Origin of the sequence: Streptomyces coeruleofuscus (assembly GCF_039532725.1) — a bacterium.
Lineage (GTDB): Bacteria > Actinomycetota > Actinomycetes > Streptomycetales > Streptomycetaceae > Streptomyces > Streptomyces coeruleofuscus.
Map to the genome: position 1 here is coordinate 149852 of NZ_BAAASE010000016.1, position 18357 is coordinate 168208.

Consider the following 18357-nt stretch of genomic DNA (forward strand, 5'->3'; position numbering starts at 1 on the left):
GTGCAGGGGGTCACGGGCTGGCACATCGTTGACCGGGTCGGTCCAACGACACACTCTGGGATCGACACCCCGGGCCACGGGAGCGCGAGAATTCCTCCCATGAGCTCCGCATCCCTCGCCTCCCCGCCCCACCCCCTCGTCACCCGCGCACAGCGGCTGGCGCACGATCTCCTCGTCCCGCACGCCGAGCGCGTCGACCAGGAGGGGGTGCCGACGAGCCACATCGAGGCGGTGAGGCGGTCGGGCCTGCTCGGGCTGGGCGCGCCGGAGGAGTACGGCGGGGCCAACGCGCCCGCCGCCGTGGCGCGGGAGGTCGCGGAGATCCTGGCCGGGGCGTGCTGTTCCACATGGTTCGTGCAGACACAGCACCACACTCCGGTGAAGCTGCTCGCCACATACGACTCACCGGTCCGGGAGAAGCTGCTGCGCCCCCTGGCGACCGGCGAGTCGCTGGCCGGCATCGCGTACGCGCACGTCCGTGCCTTTCCCCGCGTGCCCGTGCGAGCCGTGCCCGAGCGGGGCGGCTGGCGCTTCGAGGGCACGGTGCCCTGGTACACGGGCTGGGGTCTGAACGACGTGATGCTGCTGGCGGGCGTGACGGACGCGGCCGAGGTGGTGTTCGTCGTCGCCGATGCCCGCGAACAGCCGGGGATGCGTCCGTCGGCGCCGTTGCGGCTCGCGGCCCTCACCGCCGCCCGCACGGTCTCCCTGGAGCTGGACGGCCTGTGGGCGCCGGAGGACGCCGTCGTGCTGCGCACCCCTCAGGAGCAGTTCGCGCTGGTCGATCTTCCCAGGGCCGCCAACACCAGTCCGGCCGTGTTCGGTGTGGCGAGCGCGGCGCTCGACCTGGTGGCGGACACCCCGGACGGCCGGGAGCCGGCCCGGGCGCTGCGGGCCCGGCTCGGCGAGGTCCGGCGGGAGGCCTACGCCCTGGCCGACCACCCCGTCCCGCATGAGTGCGTGCCGGAACGCCTGGCGCTGAAGACACGGGCGTACGACGTGCTGCGGGCGGCCACGACCGCCGCGATCGTGGCCGGAGGCGGCCGGTCCATGGCCCTGGACAGCCGGGCGCAGCGGCTGGCACGCGAGGGGATGTTCCTGCTCGTGCAGGCCCAGACGGCCGAGGCACGCCGGACGCACCTCGACGCGCTGGCGTCCGGCTAGTCGAGGCGGGGCAGCACCGACGGCTTGTCCGTGGGGGACGGGACGCTGCCGCAGAACTCCGCTTCGATCACGTTGATGTAGAGCGACGGGTCCGGGAGCCAGTCACCGTTGATGTTGAACGTCAGCTGGTGCTTCCCGTCCTGCGTGCCGACCATCGCGGACAGGGAGCCGTTGGTGCGGCCGCTCTTGCCCACGACCTTCACGCCGCAGGACAGTTGCGCGAACTCGACTCCGAGTCCGTACCCGAGCCCGCCCCCCGCGGGAACCTCGTCGAGCATCTGCGCCATCTGCTTCGGCGGCAGCAGCTCGCCCTTGATCAAAGCCCTCTGGAAGTGGTTGAGGTCACCGCTGGTGGAGATGACATCGCCGGCCGCGCCCAGCCAGGTCATGTTCTGTTCGGTGGCGTCATGGATCGGGGCGTCCGGGGCGTCCTGGTGCAGCCGGGAGTAGCCGACGGGGTGGGGTTTCGGCATGTGGGGTGACGTGCCGGGGAACGACGTGCCGCGCAGCTTCAGCGGCCGGATGATACGGCGGGTGATCTCCTGCGCGTACGAGCGGCCCGTCGCCTTCTCGATGACCATCCCGGCGATGACGAAGTTGGTGTTCGAGTACACCGGCGCCGTCTCCGGATCGGGCAGCGGCGGGTACTTCAGCGCGATCGCCACGAGTTCCTCGGGCGTGTGCGTGTCGTACCGGTGCTCCGGGAACCCGGGGCCGGCGGCGTCGTGCACGAACGCGGGATCGTCGGTGTAGTTGGCGATACCGCTGGTGTGGTTGAGGAGCTGCCGCAGAGTGATCTTGTCGCCGTCGTAGCCGTTGCCCCGCACCAGGCCCGGCAGCCATCGCTCCACCGTGTCGTCCAGGCTCAGTCTGCCTTCGGCCTCCAGCTGGAGCAGAACGGTCGCCACGAAGGTCTTGGTGATGCTGGCCCCTCGGAAGTGGTCGCGGGGGGAACGCTCGCGGCCCGTGGCGGTGTCGGCGTGACCGACCTCGGCGCGCCAACTCCCCTTGCTGGTGCGAACCTTGGCGGCCACTCCGGGCAGTCCGCCCTTGTCGACCAGGTCGCGCAGCGCGATCCGGGTCGCCTCGTGGTCGCGGTGCGGCTGTGCCGCGTGTGCGGACGGGGCGAGTGCCGCCGTTCCGGCGGACAACGCCACGGCCAGGCCGAATGAGACGGTGCGTGAAGCCCGCTGCTTCATGGGTGTGTGCCTCCCGTTCACCGAGGGGCAGGGCTTGCCCCTCGGTGCGGATGACGCCCAACGCGGGCTTCTGGGTTGATCGTTGGGCGGGAGGCTGAGGTCTAACTCGCGAAGGGCGCGAGCACGGCGGGTTCGGCGGGTGCGGTGGGCGCGATGGCGTCCTTGTCCGCGGGGTGCCGCCACAGCCCTTGTGCGGCGAGGCGCGGAAGCACGCCCTCGCCGAACCAGTACGCCTCCTCCAGGTGGGGATAGCCGGAGAGGATGAACTCGTCGATACCGAGGGCCTGGTACTCCTTGATCCGCTCGGCGACCTCGTCGTGACTGCCGACCAGGGCGGTGCCCGCGCCTCCGCGCACCAGGCCGATGCCGGCCCACAGGTTGGGGTGGATCTCCAGGCGCTCGCGGCTGCCGCCGCCGTGCAGGGCGAGCATGCGCCGCTGGCCCTCGGACTCGCTGCGGGCGAGCCCGGCCTGCACCGACGCCACGGTCTCCGGGTCGAATCCGTCCAGCAGCCGGTTCGCCTCCGCCCAGGCCTGCTCGGCGGTGTCGCGGGTGATGACGTGCAGCCGGATGCCGAAGCGGAGGGTGCGGCCCTCCGCGGCGGCCAGCGAACGGATCCGGTCGAGCTTCTCGGCGACCTGGGCGGGCGGCTCACCCCAGGTGAGGTAGACGTCGGCGTGCCGGGCGGCGATCTCACCGGCGACGGGCGAGGAGCCGCCGAAGTACACCTGGGGAACGGGGTCGGGCACGCGGGAGAGTTTCGCGCCCTGCACCCGGAGGTGCTCACCGTGCAGGTCGACGGTCCCGCCCTGCCACAACTCCCTTACGATGTGCAGGAATTCGCCGGTCCGGCGGTACCGGCTGTCCTTGTCCAGGAAGTCGCCGAAGGCGCGCTGTTCCTGGTTCTCGCCGCCGGTGACGACGTTGAGGAGCAGCCGTCCGCCGGTCTGCCGCTGGAAGGTGGAGGCCATCTGCGCGGCCAGGGTGGGCGAGATCAGTCCTGGCCGGAAGGCGACGAGGAATTTCAGGCGTTCGGTGTGCTGGCTGACCATGGCCGTGGTGAGCCACGCGTCCTCGCACCAGGCGCCGGTGGGTGTGAGGGCCCCGGCGAAGCCCACCTCCTCTGCGGCGCGGGCGATCTGGCTCAGGTAGGCGACCGTCGGCGGCCGGTCCCGGCCGGATGCGGTGGCCGGGGTGCCGTGGCCGCCGCCGACGACATGGCGGCTGTCGCCGTTGGTGGGCAGGAACCAGTGGAAGGTGAGGGACACGGAGATCTCCGATCGATGTGGAACGTTCGTCGGCGCGGCGGCCGGCGGGTGTCAGCCCGCCACGGCCAGGAGCGGGGTGCGGTCGAGCGCCGCGGAGAACTGGTCGACGACCTGGGCGAGCGCCTCGGTGGCGGCCGGCGCGACGGACAGGAATCCGTCGTCGTGCACGGTGATGTCCTTGTCGAGGGTGAACCAGCCCTGCACTATGTGGGCCGCACCCATGGAGGTGAGCACCGGGCGCAGGGCGTAGTCGATGGCCAGGACATGGGCGATGCTGCCGCCGGTGGCCAGCGGCAGCACGGTCTTCCCGGTGAGTGCGTACTGCGGGAGCAGGTCCAGCAGCGCCTTGAGGACACCGGAGTAGGAGGCCTTGTAGACGGGGGTGCCGACGACGACGCCGTCGGCACGTGCGAACAGGTCGGTGGCCTCGACGATCGCGGGGTGCCGGAAGTCCGCGCCGAGCAGCGCCTCGGCGGGGATGGAGCGAACGTCGAGGGGGATCACGTCATGGCCCTGTGCGGACAGCCGCTCGTCCAGGTGGCGCAGTAGTCGGCTGGTGCGGGAGGAAGCGGAGGGGCTGCCGGAGACGGACAGGACGGTGGCCATGGGGTCTCTTTCCGGGAGAAGGCGCGACTGCGCGTGGCAACGCCGAATTCGGGGACGCCGCACTCAACGGGCGTGACTGATTGCGGAATTCAGGCGTGAGGAAAAGGCACCGCGCATGACGTGCCGTCGGCGACTTTGATCAGCCGACGGCGATTACGGCGGTGGGGAGAAGCGGCGAGCCGGGAGACTCAGGCTGCGGCGCAACAGGAAGCGCTGGAGACGCGCGCGAGGTCGACATGGCGTCGCCGCGTGAGGTCCAGTCGCATGGTCATGCCATGGATCGTGGCAGTGGAAGACGACGGCCGTCAAGGAGATCGCGGCCCGTCTCGTATCCCGGACCCTGAATTTCGGGACCTTGGATTTCTGGACCCTGGAATTCAGTCGTCGTCCGACGGAACCACCACGAGGAAGGCGTCCGACTCCAGGTCCATCACGACGGTGGCCGGCTCGCCCTCGGCGCGGCGGCGCGCCGCGTACTCCTCCGCCGGCCATGATCCGCGCGGAGATCCCGCCGGGAACCGCTCCAACACCTTCGCGTCGATGGCCGCAGACACGTCCGCTGCCCTCCCCTGTCCCGCGCCGCCTCCCGGCGACGTCGATCGGTCACTGTCGTACACATCCGCTTGCCCCCGATCCGCCTGGACATGTACCGCCCGGTAGAAGTTCACGCCTCCCCCAACCTCTACACATAAAGGAAAAGTAAGCGCAGAATGAACTTACGCGGCGCTTACCGCATACCCCACCAGACGCGGTCGCCCTGCAAGACGAAGGAGACGAATCATGGCCAACGTCTCGCCCACCAGAGGTGACATAACCAGCCACCCTGATGCCTCCGAGATGCGGGATCGGTACGCCCGCGTGCTCGGTGGTCGCGATGTGGCGCTCGTGGACGGACCGGTGTTCCTGCTCGGCCTGTACTGCGCGGCCTCCCCGTGGATAGTCCACTACACGACCAGCCAGCCGCCGCTCGTGACACACAACCTGATCATGGGCATCGCGATCGGCCTCCTGGCGCTCGGGTTCACTCGCGCTCCGGAGCGCATGTACGGCCTGAGCTGGGCCATGTGCGCACTCGGGGTGTGGATGATCATCTCGCCGTGGGTCGTCGGCGAGAGCCCGGACGCCGGGGTCGTGTGGAACAACATCATCATCGGTGCACTGGCCGTGATTCTGGGGCTGGTGTGCGCCGGCACGGCGGCGAAGGCCTCCAAGAGGTCCTAGACCCACCGGAACATGCCGAAGGCCGGTCCGCGCCCCGGACCGGCCTCTCCATGTCCGCACCGGAGTGTCGCGGCCGGCAGAGGGCACAAGCACTTCAGCGGGGGTCCTGAGGAGAAGGGGCGGAGATGGAGATCGACGGCATCATCAGTGCCATCGTGATCGGCATCGTCATCGGCGTCCTGGGCCGGCTCGTGGTCCCGGGCCGTCAGCGGATCGGAATCCTGTGGACGATCCTCGTCGGCATCATCGCCGCGTTGGTCGGCTCCGCGATCGCCGCCGCGTTCGACGTCGCCGACACCAACGGCGTCGACTGGGTCGAGTGGCTCATCCAGATCGGTCTCGCCGCGCTCGGCGTGGCCGCGCTGGACCGCTCGAAGGCACGCCGCTGACCGCCGTAGGACGGCGACGGCGTCACGACAGTGACAGCACGGCGCGGTGACAGCACGCGCGTGACACGAGGAGGCACCCGGTACCCGGCGTGCCGTGACCCGGCGGCCCGGCACGCCGGGCCCGGGTGCCCGCATCAGCGGCCCACCGACCGCATCGCGACGAGCCCCTCGCGGCTGGACGGGTACAGCGGCGTCCAGCCCAGCTCGCGTTCCGCCTTGGCGCTGGACACCATCAGTCGCGACGACATCACCGTGTGCATGTACGACATGGGTTTCACCAGCCACAGCGGTACGGTCAGCGGCTTCGGCAGTCCGAACGCCCCGGCCACACTCTCGACATGGGCGCGGAGGCCCAGCGGGGTGCTGTCGGCGATGTTGTACGCCTGCCCGGGCCGGCCGCGTTCCACGGCGGCGACCACCGCGCGGGCCGCGTCGGTGAGTTCCACCCACGGCAGTACCCGGCCGCGGTCGGCGGGCACGGGCAGCTGCCGCCTGCGCAGCAGGGGCAGCAGGGCGTCGGTGCCGCCGGGGCCGTAGAACAGGCCGAAGCGGAGAGCGATGCCCTCCAGCGCCTCGGTCTCGAAGGCGAGCCGCTCCTTGGTCCGCATGGCCGCGATGTGCCGCTCCAGCTGCGGGGTCCTGCCGCGCGGGCCGAAGGGGTCGTCCTCGGTGACCGGGCGGTCGCCGTGGTCCCCGTAGCCGTAGCCGAAGACCATCGACTCCACGACGAAGCGGCGGGCACCGGTGGCCCGGGCGGCTTCGACGAGGTGGGACGTGCCCTCCGTGCGCAGCGCGTCGGTGGCGAACATGTCCCGGTCGCGCATGGGGGGCTTGCGCAGCGCGGTCGCGGCGTGGATCACGGTGTCGAAGTGGTGTCCGTCGACGGCGCGCAGCAGCGCGTCGCGGTCTATGAGGTCGGCGCGGACACCGTTGGCGGGGCTCCTGCCGAGTCCGGTGACCTTGTGGCCGGCCTCGGTCAGGGCGCGGGTGACGTGCCGGCCGAGGACGCCGCTCGCGCCGGCGAGGAGGATGCTCTGGTTCTTCTGGATCGTCGTCATGACCATGCGACGGATCGGGCGGGCATGGATGTGACATCCGGGCGAGAGCGGACGGCCGGCTACGACGTGTACACGTACGGCGTCGTCGTGGTCAGCGGCGTGAAGCCCAGGCGTTCCAGGATGGGACGGCTCTGGCTGAGGGCGTCGACCTGGAGGTAGCGGTAGCCGCGTGCCGCGGCGACGTGGGCGCGGTGGGCCACCAGGGCGCGGTAGATACCGCGGCCGCGCCAGCTCTCGACGGTGCCGCCGCCCCACAGGCCGGCGAACCGCGTGCCGGGCACCAGTTCCATGCGGGCCGCGCTCACCGGCTCGTCGCCGGCCATCGCCACGACGGCGACGACGGTGTCCGGGACGGCCGAGAGCTGGGCGAGGAGCTCGTCGCGCAGCCGGGAGCTGTCCGTGCCGAACGCCTTCTCGTGGACGTCGGCCACGAGGTCCACGCCGGTCGGGCCGGTGACCGGCTCCAGACGGATGCCCGGCGGCGGTTCGGCGTCGAGAGCCAGCTCGCCGATCTCGCCGATCATCAGCGTCTCCTCGGGTTCGGGCCTGAACCCGGCCGCACACAGCCGCTGCCCGAGATCCGCCGGCCGGTCGTGCCCGTACAGCTTCCACTCGAATTCGACGCCGAGTCCGGTGTAGTGGGCGATCTGCTCGGCGATCGCCGCGGCCGCCCCAGCCTCGTCGAGAGCGGACCACACGACGCCGTTCCAGCCCTGCGCGCCGGCGATCCGGCGCACCACGTCGCCGGTCCGTTCGACGCGGACGCCGGGGCCGTCCGGCCGCGCCCCCTCGCGCAGCTCACGGTCGAACAGGGCGAGCAGCGCGGTGTGATCCATATGAGCCATGGGCACACCTCAGCAGGCGCCGGGCGGCCGGGCAACGCGTTTTCCGGTGCGGCCGTACGCCCCGGCGGCCGTACAGTCCTGTCGATCACGTCGTCGCCAGAGAGGACCCCGGCATCATGGTCGTGAAGGACACGGAACTGCCGTACCTGCGCCGCTGCGTGGAGCTCGCGGCCGAGGCGCTCGAGGCCGGGGACGAGCCGTTCGGTTCCGTCCTGGTCGGCGGGGACGGCACGGTCCTCGGCGAGGACCACAACCGGGTGGCCTCGGGCGATCGCACGCGGCACCCCGAGTTCGCACTGGCGCGCTGGTCGGCTGCCCGTCTCACGCCCGGCGAGCGGGCGGCGGCCACGGTGTACACCTCCGGCGAGCACTGCCCGATGTGTGCCGCCGCGCACGCCTGGGTCGGTCTGGGACGCATCGTCTACGTCGCCTCGTCGGAGCAACTCGCGTTCTGGCTGAGCGAGTTGGGGGTCCCCGCCCCGCCGGTGCGGACACTCCCCGTTCAGGAGATCGCACCGGGCGTAGTCGTGGACGGCCCGGTGCCCGAGCTTACGGATCGAGTGAGGGAGTTGCACGTGCGGTTCCATCGGGGACGCTCCTGAGACACCCCGGTCGCCCCCGGCCTGTCCGGCAGTCTCCCGCCACCGGGACCACGCGGGACCGGCGCCCGAGATGCAGGGCGATGTGGGCGAACGTACGATCGAATTCAACAGACCAGGCCTACGCCTCGGTCTCCCCGACGGGGGGAGGCGCATGTCGTTGCTGTCAGCACGTCGGCTGATGGCCGCCCACATCGCCCTCGTCACGGTTGCCATCGTCGTCTACATGACCGTCCCGGTGGCGGCTCCGGCCCCGTGGGCAGTCATCGGACTCTCGGGCGTCGTCGCCGTGGTGACCGGCATCGGTGTCCACCGGCCCACCCAGTGGCACCGCTACAAGCCGCTGCCGCGCAGCCGCAGGATCGAGCGGCACGACCTCCAGTCCCCGCTGGCCCAGGCGGTCGCCGACAAGGCGTTCGCGCTGCGCTACCAGCCGGTCGTGGACATCACCGGAGGCGAGGTCATCGGGTTCGAGGCCCTGGTCCGCCGGCCGCACGAACAGCTGCCGCTCCGGGCCGACCTGTATCGCAAGACGGTCCGGGTGCTCGATCGTCTGGAGGGTCTGGGAGTGGACACCCTCAACACGGACCGGCTGCCCATCGTGGACGTTCCGCTGGCGAACCCCGCGGACCTGGACGCGGTCGCCGCGTACCTGTGGGAGGAGGGCATCTACGTGACGCTCGCCGCCTATCCGCTCGTGCCCCGTGACCGGGTGGGCTTCCGTATCCAGCTCACGGGGCTCAACGCCGACGACGACATCGACCGCCTGAACGGGACCCCGACCCGGCTGTCCGAGCGTTTTCCGCTGCGGCTGAAGGGCTAGACGGCCATGACGACGCACAACGACGACGTGGACTGGGACCGCTGGCCGGTCGCCGACTACCTGCGCGAGAACTACCGCGAGGTGCATCCCTCGGACGCGGCGGTCATCGCGCACCACAGCGCGTTCTACCGCCGCTTCCCGCCCGGCGCCATCGCCCGCTCGGTGGAGTTCGGGGCGGGGCCCAACCTCTACCCGCTGATCCTCGCGTCCGGCGCGAGCCGCAGGATCGACGCCGTGGAGGCGGGCGCGAGCAACGTCGCCTATCTCCAGGACCAGATCTGTCACCGCCTCGACGCGAGCTGGCGCCCCTTCCACGCGCTGTGCCGACGGCTCAACCCGGACGTACCGGCGACCCTGGCCGGGGCGCTGGCGCATGTGAACGTCGTCCACGCCGACGTCCGGTCCCTGCCTCCCGGCTCGTACGAACTCGCCTCCATGCACTTCGTCGCCGAGGGCGCGACGGAGGACTTCGCCGAGTTCGCCGAGTTCTGCCGCACCTTCGTCCGCGCCGTCGAGCCGGGCGGCCACCTGGTCGCCGCGTTCATGGAGAACATGCCGACGCACCGCATCGGCCCGGCCTCCCGCTGGCCCGGCTGCCCGGTCGGCCCGGCAACCGTGACCGAGGTCTTCACCCCCCTGACCCGCGACCTGGACGTGACCCACATCGACACGGACCCGACCCTGCCGGCCTACGGCGACTCCGGGATGGTGCTGCTGACGGGGGTGGCGGAGGCGGTCTGATCGGCCGCCTCCCGTAATGGTCGCCCTCAGTCGTCCGCCCCCGGGCGGAACCGTCGGCGCAGGACGACTCCCCCGGCCACCAGTGCCGCGCTCGCCGCGACGGCCTGGAGGGTGTGGTCCGTGCCTGTGTGGGCCAAGGCGCCGGTGGCACGGGGGGCGGCGTGCGGAGCCTGTTCGGGGGCGGGGTGAGGCCGGGGTGGGGTGGGGGGCTTCGAGGCCGGCTCCGGTGGGTGGTGGGGGCGGACCGGGCGGTCGCCCGGTGTGTTCGAGGACTCGTTGCCGGTCGAGGCGTTGCCGATGCCGACCACGTTCACGGTGTTGCCGGTGACGTTGACCGGCAGGTCGACGGGCAGCTGCACGCCGTTGCCGGAGACCACGCCCGGTGAATCCTTTCCGCTGCCTTCCGCGACCGCGCCGCCGGACTTGCCGGGCCGGCCGGCCCGCCCGTCGTCCTTGTTCGCGCAGCTGTTGCCCGCGGCGGGATTGAGGAGCCCCACCACGTTCACGGTGTTCCCGCACACGTTCACCGGAACGTGCACCGGCAGCTGGACAGTGTTGCCGGAGACCGCCCCGGGTGAACCGGCCGCCGAGCCGTCCGCCCCGGAGCCGGCGTACGCGGGGACGGTCAGGGCCATCGCGCCAGAGGCGGCGGCGACGGCGATCACTCCGTTTCGGGTAACCCGTTTCATAGGTTCCCTGCCTTCCAGACATCGTCGCGGGCGCTCACCCGCACGAGATAAAACGCGGACAGCCGGTCCGAGTTATGGCTTATCCGCCTTTCACTCCATCGAGCGGCCCGGTTGTCGAACTAGCGGTAAAGCCCTTCGTCTGCGCGACGCGGCCGCGCAGGGTAGGGCACTCCGCCCCCGCCCGCTCGTGCGGAGGCGCGGCTTCCGGTGCCCGCTTATGGTGATCGAGGGCGCCGGTCCCCGGTCCGCTGCGGGGCGCCCCCTGGAGGCATCGATGCTGGCCAAGCTGTCCACGCGCCCCTCGGTGAGGCGCTGCGCGATCCCCTGTGCGGCCGGGCTGGCCCTGCTGGGTGCGGGGCTGCCGGCCGGGGACGATCCCGGGCCCGGCCTGGGGCGCTTCTACGACCAGAAGGTCAAGTGGTCGGCGTGCGAGGGCGAGGACATGCCGAGAAGCCTCCAGTGCGGCAAGGTGACCGTCCCCCTCGACTACGCCGAACCCGGGAAGGCGACCCTCGATCTGGCCGTGGCCCGCTACCGGGCCACGGGCAAGTCCCGGGGCTCGCTGCTGCTGAACTTCGGCGGCCCGGGCGGTCAGGGCGTGGGCCAACTCGCCATGGCCGGCAAGGACTTCATGGGCCTGACGAACGGCTACGACGTGGTGGGCTTCGACCCCCGGGGCGTCGGCCGCTCCTCGCCGGTCAGCTGCGGCAACGCCTCGGAGGACCCACTGGACCCGACGGACGGCGACGCCGCCGTGGCAGATCCGCAGGTCGTACTCGAAAAGCTGCGCGACGCGGTGGCCGAGTGCACCGAGCACTCGGGTCCCGTCCTGCCCCACATCGGCACGGTGAACGTCGCCCGCGACCTGGACGTGATGCGCGACGCGCTCGGCGACGCCAAGCTCAACTACCTGGGCTTCTCCTACGGCAGCCGACTGGGCGCGGTGTACGCGGCCCGGTTCCCCGACAAGGTCGACAGGATGGTGCTGGACGGCGTCGACACACTCACCGAGCCGCTGTCCGAACAGGGCATGGTGAGCGCCCAGGGGCAGCAGAGTGCGCTGGAGAACTTCCTCGCCTGGTGCACGGAGGACATCGCCTGCCCGTTCGGACAGGATCCGCGGGAGGCCAGGAAACACGTCGTCCAGGTGGTGGAGTCGCTCGACAGGGACCCGGTGCCGACCGACTTCGGCGAGGCGTTCTCCGGCCAGGACTTCGTGGGCGCCCTCGCGCAGGGCCTGTACAGCAGGGAGCTGTGGCCCTCGCTCCAGCGGGCCGTCGCGCAACTGATCGAGGACGGCGACACCAGCCGCCTGGAGGCCTTCGCGTCCGGGGGCGTCGGCTTGCCCCCGTGGCGGGCGGCCTACGGCGGGCTCGTGGACCCGGAGGACGTGCCCCTGGACAACCCGTCGGCGGCGCTGATGGCGATCAACTGCGCGGACGATCCCGACCGCCCCTCCGCCGCACAGGTCGGCAGGGACCTCGGCCGGCTGCGCGCCCGGTACGAGCGGGCGTCGCCGGTCTTCGGCCGGTACCGGCTCACCCAGGTGCTGATGTGCTACGGCCGTCCCAAGGGCACCGACTTCATCCGTGACAAGGTCAAGGACCTCGATACGCCGAGGATGCTGCTCGTCGGCACCCGGGGCGACCCGGCCACGCCGTACCGCTGGACGATGGAGACGGCCGAGCGGATCGGGTCGTCGGCCGTGGTGCTCGACAACCGGGGCGAGGGCCACACCGGCTACGGCTCCTCCAAGTGCGTGCACCGCAAGGTCGACGCGTTCCTGCTGTACGGCACCCTTCCGCCGGACGGCAGTTCCTGCGGCTCCGACCACGACTCCGAGTGAGCCGGTGCGGCCACGGACCCCGTGGTCAGCCGGGTGAGACCTCGGGTGCGTAGCGGCGTTGCAGGGCACAAATAGCTGTATTGACCATCTAGATTTTGAGCATGTAATAGCGGTCGACGCCGAACCCCCAACCTCCGAGACGGCCGGCCGGATCCCCGCTCACCCGAACCGGTGGGACGGTTGCCCCAAATGCCCCAATGGAGAATCGGTTCTATCGTTCTGTCATGGAGCACGTTATGAGTCCCGCGACCCTTGCCGAGCTGCGGCGCCCGCGCCCCTACCCCGCGGTCTCCGTGCTGACGCCGACCCACCGGCGCGATCCCTACAAGACCCAGGACCAGGTCCGGCTGCGCAACGTGGTGACCGAGGCCAAGCGGCAGCTGGAGGCCGATCCGGCGATCAGCCGCGAACGACGGGCCGAGGTCGTCCGGCACCTCGACCAGGCCCTGTCCGAGGTCGATCTGACACACGCCGAGGACGGCCTGGCGATCTTCGCCGCTTCCGGTGAGCACCAGGTGTGGTCGCTCGCCCGGTCCGTACCCGAACGCGTGGTGCTCTCCGACACCTTCCTCACCCGCAACCTCGTCTCCGCCCAGACGGCGGAGCGGCCGTTCTGGGTGCTGTCGCTCGCCGCCGACCGCGCGACCCTGTGGAACGGCGGTGTCGACCGCGTCGTCGAGCAACGCGCCGACGGCTTTCCGCTGACCCGCCGCGTGGAGAACTTCGACCCGGAACGGCAGGAGCGGATCGGTGACCTGCCGAGCGCCTTCCGGGAGGAGCGCACCCGTCAGTTCCTGCGCGAGACCGACACCGCGATGGGCGCCGTCCTGCGGGAGCACCCGCGAGCGCTGTACGTCACCGGCCCGCCGGCCGCCCTCGCCCTGCTGGACGAGGTCGGCACCGCCAGCAAGGGGGCGGTGCACGTCCCGCACGGCGGACTCGCTCACGGGACGCCCGAGTCCGTGTGGCAGGCCGTTCGGCCGGTGATCGAGGAGGAGGCGCGCAGGAAGACGGAAGCGGTGACCCGCGCCCTCGAAACGGCCCGCGGGCGACGGGAGTTCGCCGCCGGTGTCGACGAGCTGTGGCAGAGCGCCCGGGACGGCCGCGTCCGGCTGCTCGCCGTCGAGGAGAACTACCGGGTGACGGTCCGCGACGCCGGGGACCATCTGATCCTCGCCGAGAGCGGTGACCTCGAGGGCCGCGAGGACATCGTGGACGAGATCGTCGAGCAGTGCCTGGAGACCGGAGCCGACGTCCGCTTCGTACCGGACGGCACACTCGGCGAGGCGGACGGTATCGCCGGCGTTCTGCGGTACTGAAACCGTCGAACACAGGGTCGTCGAACGCGCGCGTCAATCGGACGCCGCCTTACCGACGGGTCGTCAAACCCCCTGTGTAATCTACGATTTGACCCTCCGGAGAGCATGCTCCACACCTACCTCGGAGTAACTCCGTGAGACTGTGGCATATGCCAGAAGCACCACCGTATCGTGTGTTGCCGAATCCCTTACAGGGCGTCGCGGGCTGTGCAACAGTCGTAACGGTCCCTCCGTCCGCCTTGGTCGAACCGTCCCCGCATCGGAGTGCGTCATGCCGTCCCACCTCTCCGCGGACCGCCCAGCCGCCCAGCCGCCCGGACGCGGCTCGGTCGAGTCGCTGATTTCGCAGACGCGGCGGCTCAAGGGCGACGTGGACGCCGTGCGGCGCGACGCCGAGGAGGACGGATCGGACCACCCCCGGGGACGCTGGCAGCGCGCCCTGTACGACCTGGCCCTGCACCAGCTCAACGACCTCGACGAGCACCTGGCCCAGCTGCGGGACGGGCCCCTGCCCACGGTGGCCCCGGAACCCGCCCCGCCCGCGCCCGGCTCACTGCTCAGCCGGGTCGGCAGCGCCGAGTGGAACCTGCTGACGGACGAGGCCAGTTGGTCCGGGGAGCTCTACCAGATCCTGGGCCGCGACCCCGCCGCTCCCCCGCTCACCCTCGACGAGCTGCCGTCCCTGGTGGTCGACGAGGACCGGCCGAAGCTGACGGCGATGGTCACGAACTGCCTCGTCGACGCCCGGCCCATCGACGGCGAGTTCCGCATCGCACGACGGGACGGCGACGTACGGACCGTGCACATGATGGGCGAACCGGTCCTCGACACCGACGGAAGCACCGCCTCGATGTGGGCCGTGCTGCGGGACGTCAGTGAACTGCGCCGCAGCCAGCGGGTGGTGAGCGAGACCCGTGACTCGCTCACCGACCGGCGCCAGGAGGCGCGGACCGAGCACCGGATCGCGGTCGAGTTGCAGGAGGCCGTGCTGCCGCAGTGGCGCGGCTCCCTGCGGCTCCCGCACCAGGGTCCCAGGCCCCTCGACCTCGCGGCCCGGCACCTGCCGGCGTCGACGAACACGCTGATCGGCGGCGACTGGTACGACGCGCTCGAACTGACCGACGGCGAGACCCTCCTCAGCGTCGGCGACCTCACCGGACACGGCGTCGGCGTCACGTCGAACATGACGATGCTGCTTGGCGCCGTACGCGGCATGGCCATGGCCGGCGCCCCGCCCGGCCGGCTGATGGCCTGGCTGAACCAGTTACTCGACGCCACCGTGCAACCCGCCCTCGGCAGCGCCGTCTGCTGCCGCTACCGGCCCGGGACCCGCACCCTGGTCTGGGCACAGGCCGGACACCCCGCCCCGCTGCTGTTCCGCGACGGGGCGGGGCGCGTGCTGAACGCACCGGACGGCGTCCTGCTCGGCGCCACCTCGGGCGCCGCGTACGGGCAGGCCGAAGAGACCCTTGAGGTGGGCGACCTGCTGCTCCTGCACACCGACGGGCTGGTGCCCGGGCACACCGGAACGGCCGCCGCGAACCTCCTCCTCGACCTGGCGCCGCGTCTGACCGGGACCTCCACCGCAGAGGAGTGCCTGCGGACGGTGGTCCAGGAGTTCGGCGAGAGCGAGCGCGCGGACAACGCCTGCGTGCTCGTCGCCAAGGTCACGGCATAGGAAACTCAGGCCTGTGCGTTGTTGCCGCCCCTGCCCTTCGTCTTCGGCAGGGCGAGCTTGATCTCCTCCCGCAGCTCCTGGATCTTCGGGTAACCGGAGTACTGGGCGGTGAGCCGGTACATCTGGCGCAGCCGGTCCCAGGTGCGGTGGGAGGAGTTGGAGCCCATCGACACCAGGGCCAGTCGCGCGTACCGGTCCGCCTGTTCGGGATCGTCCGCGATGAAGCACGCCGAGGCCATCGACAGATAGTCGAAGATCTTCGACCGCTGCCGGCCGTCGACCCGCAGGGCCAGAGCCTTCTCCGCGTAGTGCTGGGCATGCACGGCCGCGCCCGGCTCGAACTCGGCGAGCGTGCGGTAGGCCAGGGCCTGCATGCCGTAGAGGTCCTCCTCCTTGAAGGTCTGCATCCAGTCCGGCGGTGGTACGTCGGCCTTGTCGGAGACGAACAGGTCCTCGGCCTGCCCGAGCGTGCGGCGCATGGCCTGGCCCTTGCCCATGGAGGCCTGTGCCCAGGCCTCGATGGTGCAGAGCATCGCCCGGGTGCGGGGCAGCACGCCGTCGCCCGAGCCGGACGTGGCGAGCTTCATCAGGTCCAGGGCCTCGTCCGGCTTGCCCAGGTGCACCATCTGGCGGGCCGCGCGGGAGAGCGCCTCGCCCGCGCGGGGCCGGTCCCCGCCCTCTCTGGCCGCGTGCGCGGCGATGACGAAGTACTTCTGGGCCGTGGGCTCCAGGCCGACGTCGTGCGACATCCAGCCCGCGAGGACGGCGAGGTTGGCCGCGACGCCCCACAGGCGCCGCTGGAGATGGGGTGGGTGACGGTAAGCGAGCATGCCGCCCACCTCGTTGAGCTGGCCCACCACGGCCTTGCGCTGGAGCCCGCCGCCGCGGGCCGCGTCCCAGGCGCGGAACACCTCGACCGAGCGCTCCAGTTCCTCGATCTCCTGCGACCCGATGGGGGCGGCCTCGTAGCGGTCGAACCCAGCGGGGTCGGCGTGCAGGGGATGGTCGAGGTCGGGAGCGTCGGCAGCCAGGGCAGGGTCGGTGTGCAGCCAGTCGTACATGGCGCTGCTGAGTGCGGATCCCGCGGCGAGCGCGGCGCCCGCGCCCACCAAGCCGCGTCGGTTGAGCATGAGGTCCATTCCCGTGAATTCGGTGAGGACCGCGGCGGTCCGCTCGGGCGCCCACGGCACTCCGTCGGGAGACTCCGCACTCCCGCCGCCCTGCCGTTTCCCCGCACGCCCGTGCCGGACCAGACCGAGGTCCTCGATGGTCACGACACGGCCGAGACGCTCGGTGAACAGAGCCGCCAGCACCCGCGGTACCGGATCGCGCGGGATCTCTCCCATGTCGATCCAACGCCGCACCCGGGAGGTGTCGGTCGCCAGCTGGGGATGGCCCATGGCCGTCGCCTGCCGGTTGACCAGCCTCGCGAGTTCGCCCTTGGACCAGCCGGCCAGGCCGAACAGGTCCGCGAGCCGGGTGTTGGGTTGTCCGCTCACGTCAAGCCCCCAGGTTCTCGGCTGAGTTGACAGTAGCCCGGGGAGACTTGCCGGGCGACTATTCGCCAGGGTTCGCCAGGGTGCGCCAGATGGTGTGCCACTGGGCATCGGGTGTCAGGTAGGAACGCGCCACCCCGACCCGGTCGCCGCAGGGACATTCCCCAGGGTGCTCCCGGGAGCCCGGGCCGGGTGGTGCGTTGTCTCGCAGGCACACGAAGGGATCTGTCCAGCCCATGTACACAGCATCGTCCTCCGTGTCCGCACCGCCCCGGTCGCTGCACCCCCGTCCCACGGACAGCGGCCCCTATCTCGCCCCCGCGCGGCCGGCGGCCCCCGTGCTCGGTGCGGGCAGGGCACGGCGCGGCGCGGTACTCGGCACCCAACCGCTCAGCGGGAGACTCGACTTGTCCGGCCCCCAGGGCGCGCAGCTGCGCACGGCGATCGCGTCGGTGCACCGCATCTGCCCGGAGTTCGCCCCGGTGCAGGTCCTGCGCCGCAACGGACGGGCCGTGCTCCTGGTCGGTACGACCGGTCGCAGCTCGGCCGTCGCCAAGTGTTTACTGGACCACTCCCCCGCCTGGTCCGAGCGGATCCGCCACGAGATAGCGGCGTACCGCTCGTTCGTCCGGCATCGCCCTCCGGTGCGGGTGCCGAGACTGATCGCGGCGGACCCGGACAACTGCACACTGGTGATCGAGCGGATGCCGGGGCGGGTGGCGGCGCTCCAGCGGCACCCGGCCGAGGCGCCGCCGCGGGCGGACATCAGGGCGGCACTCGGCGCGATCTGCCGGCTGAACGCCTGGCGGCCGCCGGCGGGCACCTTCGACGCCCCGCTGGACTACGCGGCCCGGATCTCGCGGTACCACGAGCTGGGCCTGCTCACCGACCGGGACCTGGGTGATCTCCAGAAGCTGCTGCACGGCATCGCCCAGGCGGCCGGGCGGCAGGGCATGGGCCAGTTCTGCCACGGCGACGCACTGTTGTCGAACATTCTCCTGTCACCGGCCGGTCCAGTGCTGGTGGACTGGGAGCACGCGGGCTGGTATCTGCCGGGGTACGACCTGGCGACGCTGTGGTCGGTGCTCGGGGACGCACCGGTGGCCCGTCGTCAGATCAGCCAGATCGCCCAGTCGGCGGGCCCGGCGTCCAGGGACGCCTTCCTGGTGAACCTGATGCTGGTGCTGACCCGGGAGATCCGTACGTACGAGACGGCCGTGCAGCGTTCGATGCACGACGCGACCCCGGCGGCACCGGGTACGGCCCATCCTGGTGCTGCGCCGTCCGGCGAGGAGCAGCGGCTGCTGCTGCGGCGGCTGCACGACGACTGCCAGATGGCCCGGCGGGCCGTGCGCGCGGCGGTCGGCACTCGCTGACGGGGACGAAGAGGCCGCTGTGTGCCTGGTCAGGCGCACA

The 18357-nt window shown here is 71.4% G+C and carries 19 protein-coding genes; 10 read left to right on the forward strand and 9 right to left on the reverse strand.

Features of this window, described 5'->3' with window-relative positions:
• Positions 1–99: 99 nt before the first annotated feature.
• The gene (locus tag ABFX81_RS39845; RefSeq protein WP_346139460.1) at positions 100–1164 is read left to right on the forward strand and encodes an acyl-CoA dehydrogenase family protein; all 1065 of its coding nucleotides are present in this window, start codon (positions 100–102) and stop codon (positions 1162–1164) included.
• Here ABFX81_RS39845 and ABFX81_RS39850 read toward each other — a convergent pair.
• The 5 genes from ABFX81_RS39850 to ABFX81_RS39865 all read right to left on the reverse strand — a co-directional run bounded on the left by ABFX81_RS39850 (position 1161) and on the right by ABFX81_RS39865 (position 4791).
• The gene (locus tag ABFX81_RS39850) at positions 1161–2363 is read right to left on the reverse strand and encodes a serine hydrolase (RefSeq protein WP_086848927.1); all 1203 of its coding nucleotides are present in this window, start codon (positions 2361–2363) and stop codon (positions 1161–1163) included. The genes ABFX81_RS39845 and ABFX81_RS39850 overlap by 4 nt on opposite strands.
• Positions 2364–2464: 101 nt before the next feature.
• Positions 2465–3631, reverse strand: coding sequence for an LLM class flavin-dependent oxidoreductase (locus ABFX81_RS39855; protein WP_086848925.1), 1167 nt, complete (start codon positions 3629–3631; stop codon positions 2465–2467).
• 51 nt (positions 3632–3682) lie between these two features.
• Positions 3683–4237 (reverse strand): NADPH-dependent FMN reductase, encoded by a 555-nt coding sequence (ssuE, locus tag ABFX81_RS39860; protein ID WP_086848922.1) that lies wholly within the window; start codon positions 4235–4237, stop codon positions 3683–3685.
• Between the two features lie 188 nt (positions 4238–4425).
• Positions 4426–4509 carry a putative leader peptide gene (locus ABFX81_RS42330; RefSeq protein WP_356032329.1) on the reverse strand — a complete coding sequence of 28 codons (84 nt, stop codon included), beginning with the start codon at positions 4507–4509 and terminating at the stop codon, positions 4426–4428.
• A 105-nt stretch (positions 4510–4614) separates the two neighbouring features.
• Positions 4615–4791 carry a hypothetical protein gene (locus ABFX81_RS39865; protein ID WP_184992455.1) on the reverse strand — a complete coding sequence of 59 codons (177 nt, stop codon included), beginning with the start codon at positions 4789–4791 and terminating at the stop codon, positions 4615–4617.
• Positions 4792–5017: 226 nt separating this feature from the next.
• On the opposite strand from ABFX81_RS39865, the gene ABFX81_RS39870 reads away from it, so the two are divergent.
• Both ABFX81_RS39870 and ABFX81_RS39875 read left to right on the forward strand, forming a co-directional pair.
• Positions 5018–5458 carry an SPW repeat domain-containing protein gene (locus tag ABFX81_RS39870; RefSeq protein WP_086848920.1) on the forward strand — a complete coding sequence of 147 codons (441 nt, stop codon included), beginning with the start codon at positions 5018–5020 and terminating at the stop codon, positions 5456–5458.
• A 125-nt stretch (positions 5459–5583) separates the two neighbouring features.
• Positions 5584–5847: a GlsB/YeaQ/YmgE family stress response membrane protein gene (locus ABFX81_RS39875; RefSeq protein WP_086848919.1), complete on the forward strand. Its 264-nt coding sequence runs from the start codon at positions 5584–5586 to the stop codon at positions 5845–5847.
• 134 nt (positions 5848–5981) lie between these two features.
• On the opposite strand, the gene ABFX81_RS39880 is transcribed toward ABFX81_RS39875, so the two are convergent.
• Together ABFX81_RS39880 and ABFX81_RS39885 are read right to left on the reverse strand one after the other, a co-directional pair.
• Positions 5982–6905, reverse strand: a complete 924-nt coding sequence (locus ABFX81_RS39880) for an NAD-dependent epimerase/dehydratase family protein (RefSeq protein ID WP_086848929.1) — start codon at positions 6903–6905, stop codon at positions 5982–5984.
• 59 nt (positions 6906–6964) lie between these two features.
• Positions 6965–7741 carry a GNAT family N-acetyltransferase gene (locus tag ABFX81_RS39885; protein ID WP_086848917.1) on the reverse strand — a complete coding sequence of 259 codons (777 nt, stop codon included), beginning with the start codon at positions 7739–7741 and terminating at the stop codon, positions 6965–6967.
• A 125-nt stretch (positions 7742–7866) separates the two neighbouring features.
• Here ABFX81_RS39885 and ABFX81_RS39890 point away from each other — a divergent pair, with 125 nt between their 5' ends.
• The 3 genes from ABFX81_RS39890 to ABFX81_RS39900 all read left to right on the forward strand — a co-directional run bounded on the left by ABFX81_RS39890 (position 7867) and on the right by ABFX81_RS39900 (position 9913).
• Positions 7867–8352, forward strand: coding sequence for a deaminase (locus ABFX81_RS39890; RefSeq protein ID WP_086848915.1), 486 nt, complete (start codon positions 7867–7869; stop codon positions 8350–8352).
• Between the two features lie 151 nt (positions 8353–8503).
• Entirely contained in the window at positions 8504–9172 is a 669-nt protein-coding gene (locus ABFX81_RS39895; protein WP_346139462.1) for an EAL domain-containing protein, read from the forward strand.
• Between the two features lie 6 nt (positions 9173–9178).
• The gene (locus ABFX81_RS39900; protein ID WP_086848911.1) at positions 9179–9913 is read left to right on the forward strand and encodes a class I SAM-dependent methyltransferase; all 735 of its coding nucleotides are present in this window, start codon (positions 9179–9181) and stop codon (positions 9911–9913) included.
• A gap of 26 nt (positions 9914–9939) precedes the next feature.
• On the opposite strand, the gene ABFX81_RS39905 is transcribed toward ABFX81_RS39900, so the two are convergent.
• Positions 9940–10602, reverse strand: coding sequence for a chaplin (locus ABFX81_RS39905; RefSeq protein WP_346139463.1), 663 nt, complete (start codon positions 10600–10602; stop codon positions 9940–9942).
• Positions 10603–10876: 274 nt separating this feature from the next.
• Between ABFX81_RS39905 and ABFX81_RS39910 the strand changes: the two genes are divergently transcribed.
• From ABFX81_RS39910 to ABFX81_RS39920, 3 genes are all read left to right on the forward strand, one after another.
• On the forward strand, positions 10877–12448 hold the full coding sequence (locus ABFX81_RS39910; protein ID WP_086854740.1) for an alpha/beta fold hydrolase: 1572 nt from the start codon (positions 10877–10879) through the stop codon (positions 12446–12448).
• A 224-nt stretch (positions 12449–12672) separates the two neighbouring features.
• Positions 12673–13767 (forward strand): baeRF3 domain-containing protein, encoded by a 1095-nt coding sequence (locus tag ABFX81_RS39915; protein WP_086854739.1) that lies wholly within the window; start codon positions 12673–12675, stop codon positions 13765–13767.
• A 271-nt stretch (positions 13768–14038) separates the two neighbouring features.
• A complete protein-coding gene (locus ABFX81_RS39920) occupies positions 14039–15445 on the forward strand; it encodes a PP2C family protein-serine/threonine phosphatase (protein WP_346139464.1) in 1407 nt (468 codons plus the stop codon).
• 5 nt (positions 15446–15450) lie between these two features.
• On the opposite strand, the gene ABFX81_RS39925 is transcribed toward ABFX81_RS39920, so the two are convergent.
• Positions 15451–16944: a DNA-binding protein NsdB gene (locus ABFX81_RS39925; RefSeq protein WP_086850047.1), complete on the reverse strand. Its 1494-nt coding sequence runs from the start codon at positions 16942–16944 to the stop codon at positions 15451–15453.
• A 233-nt stretch (positions 16945–17177) separates the two neighbouring features.
• On the opposite strand from ABFX81_RS39925, the gene ABFX81_RS39930 reads away from it, so the two are divergent.
• Positions 17178–18317 (forward strand): phosphotransferase, encoded by a 1140-nt coding sequence (locus ABFX81_RS39930; RefSeq protein WP_086850045.1) that lies wholly within the window; start codon positions 17178–17180, stop codon positions 18315–18317.
• Positions 18318–18357: the final 40 nt, after the last annotated feature.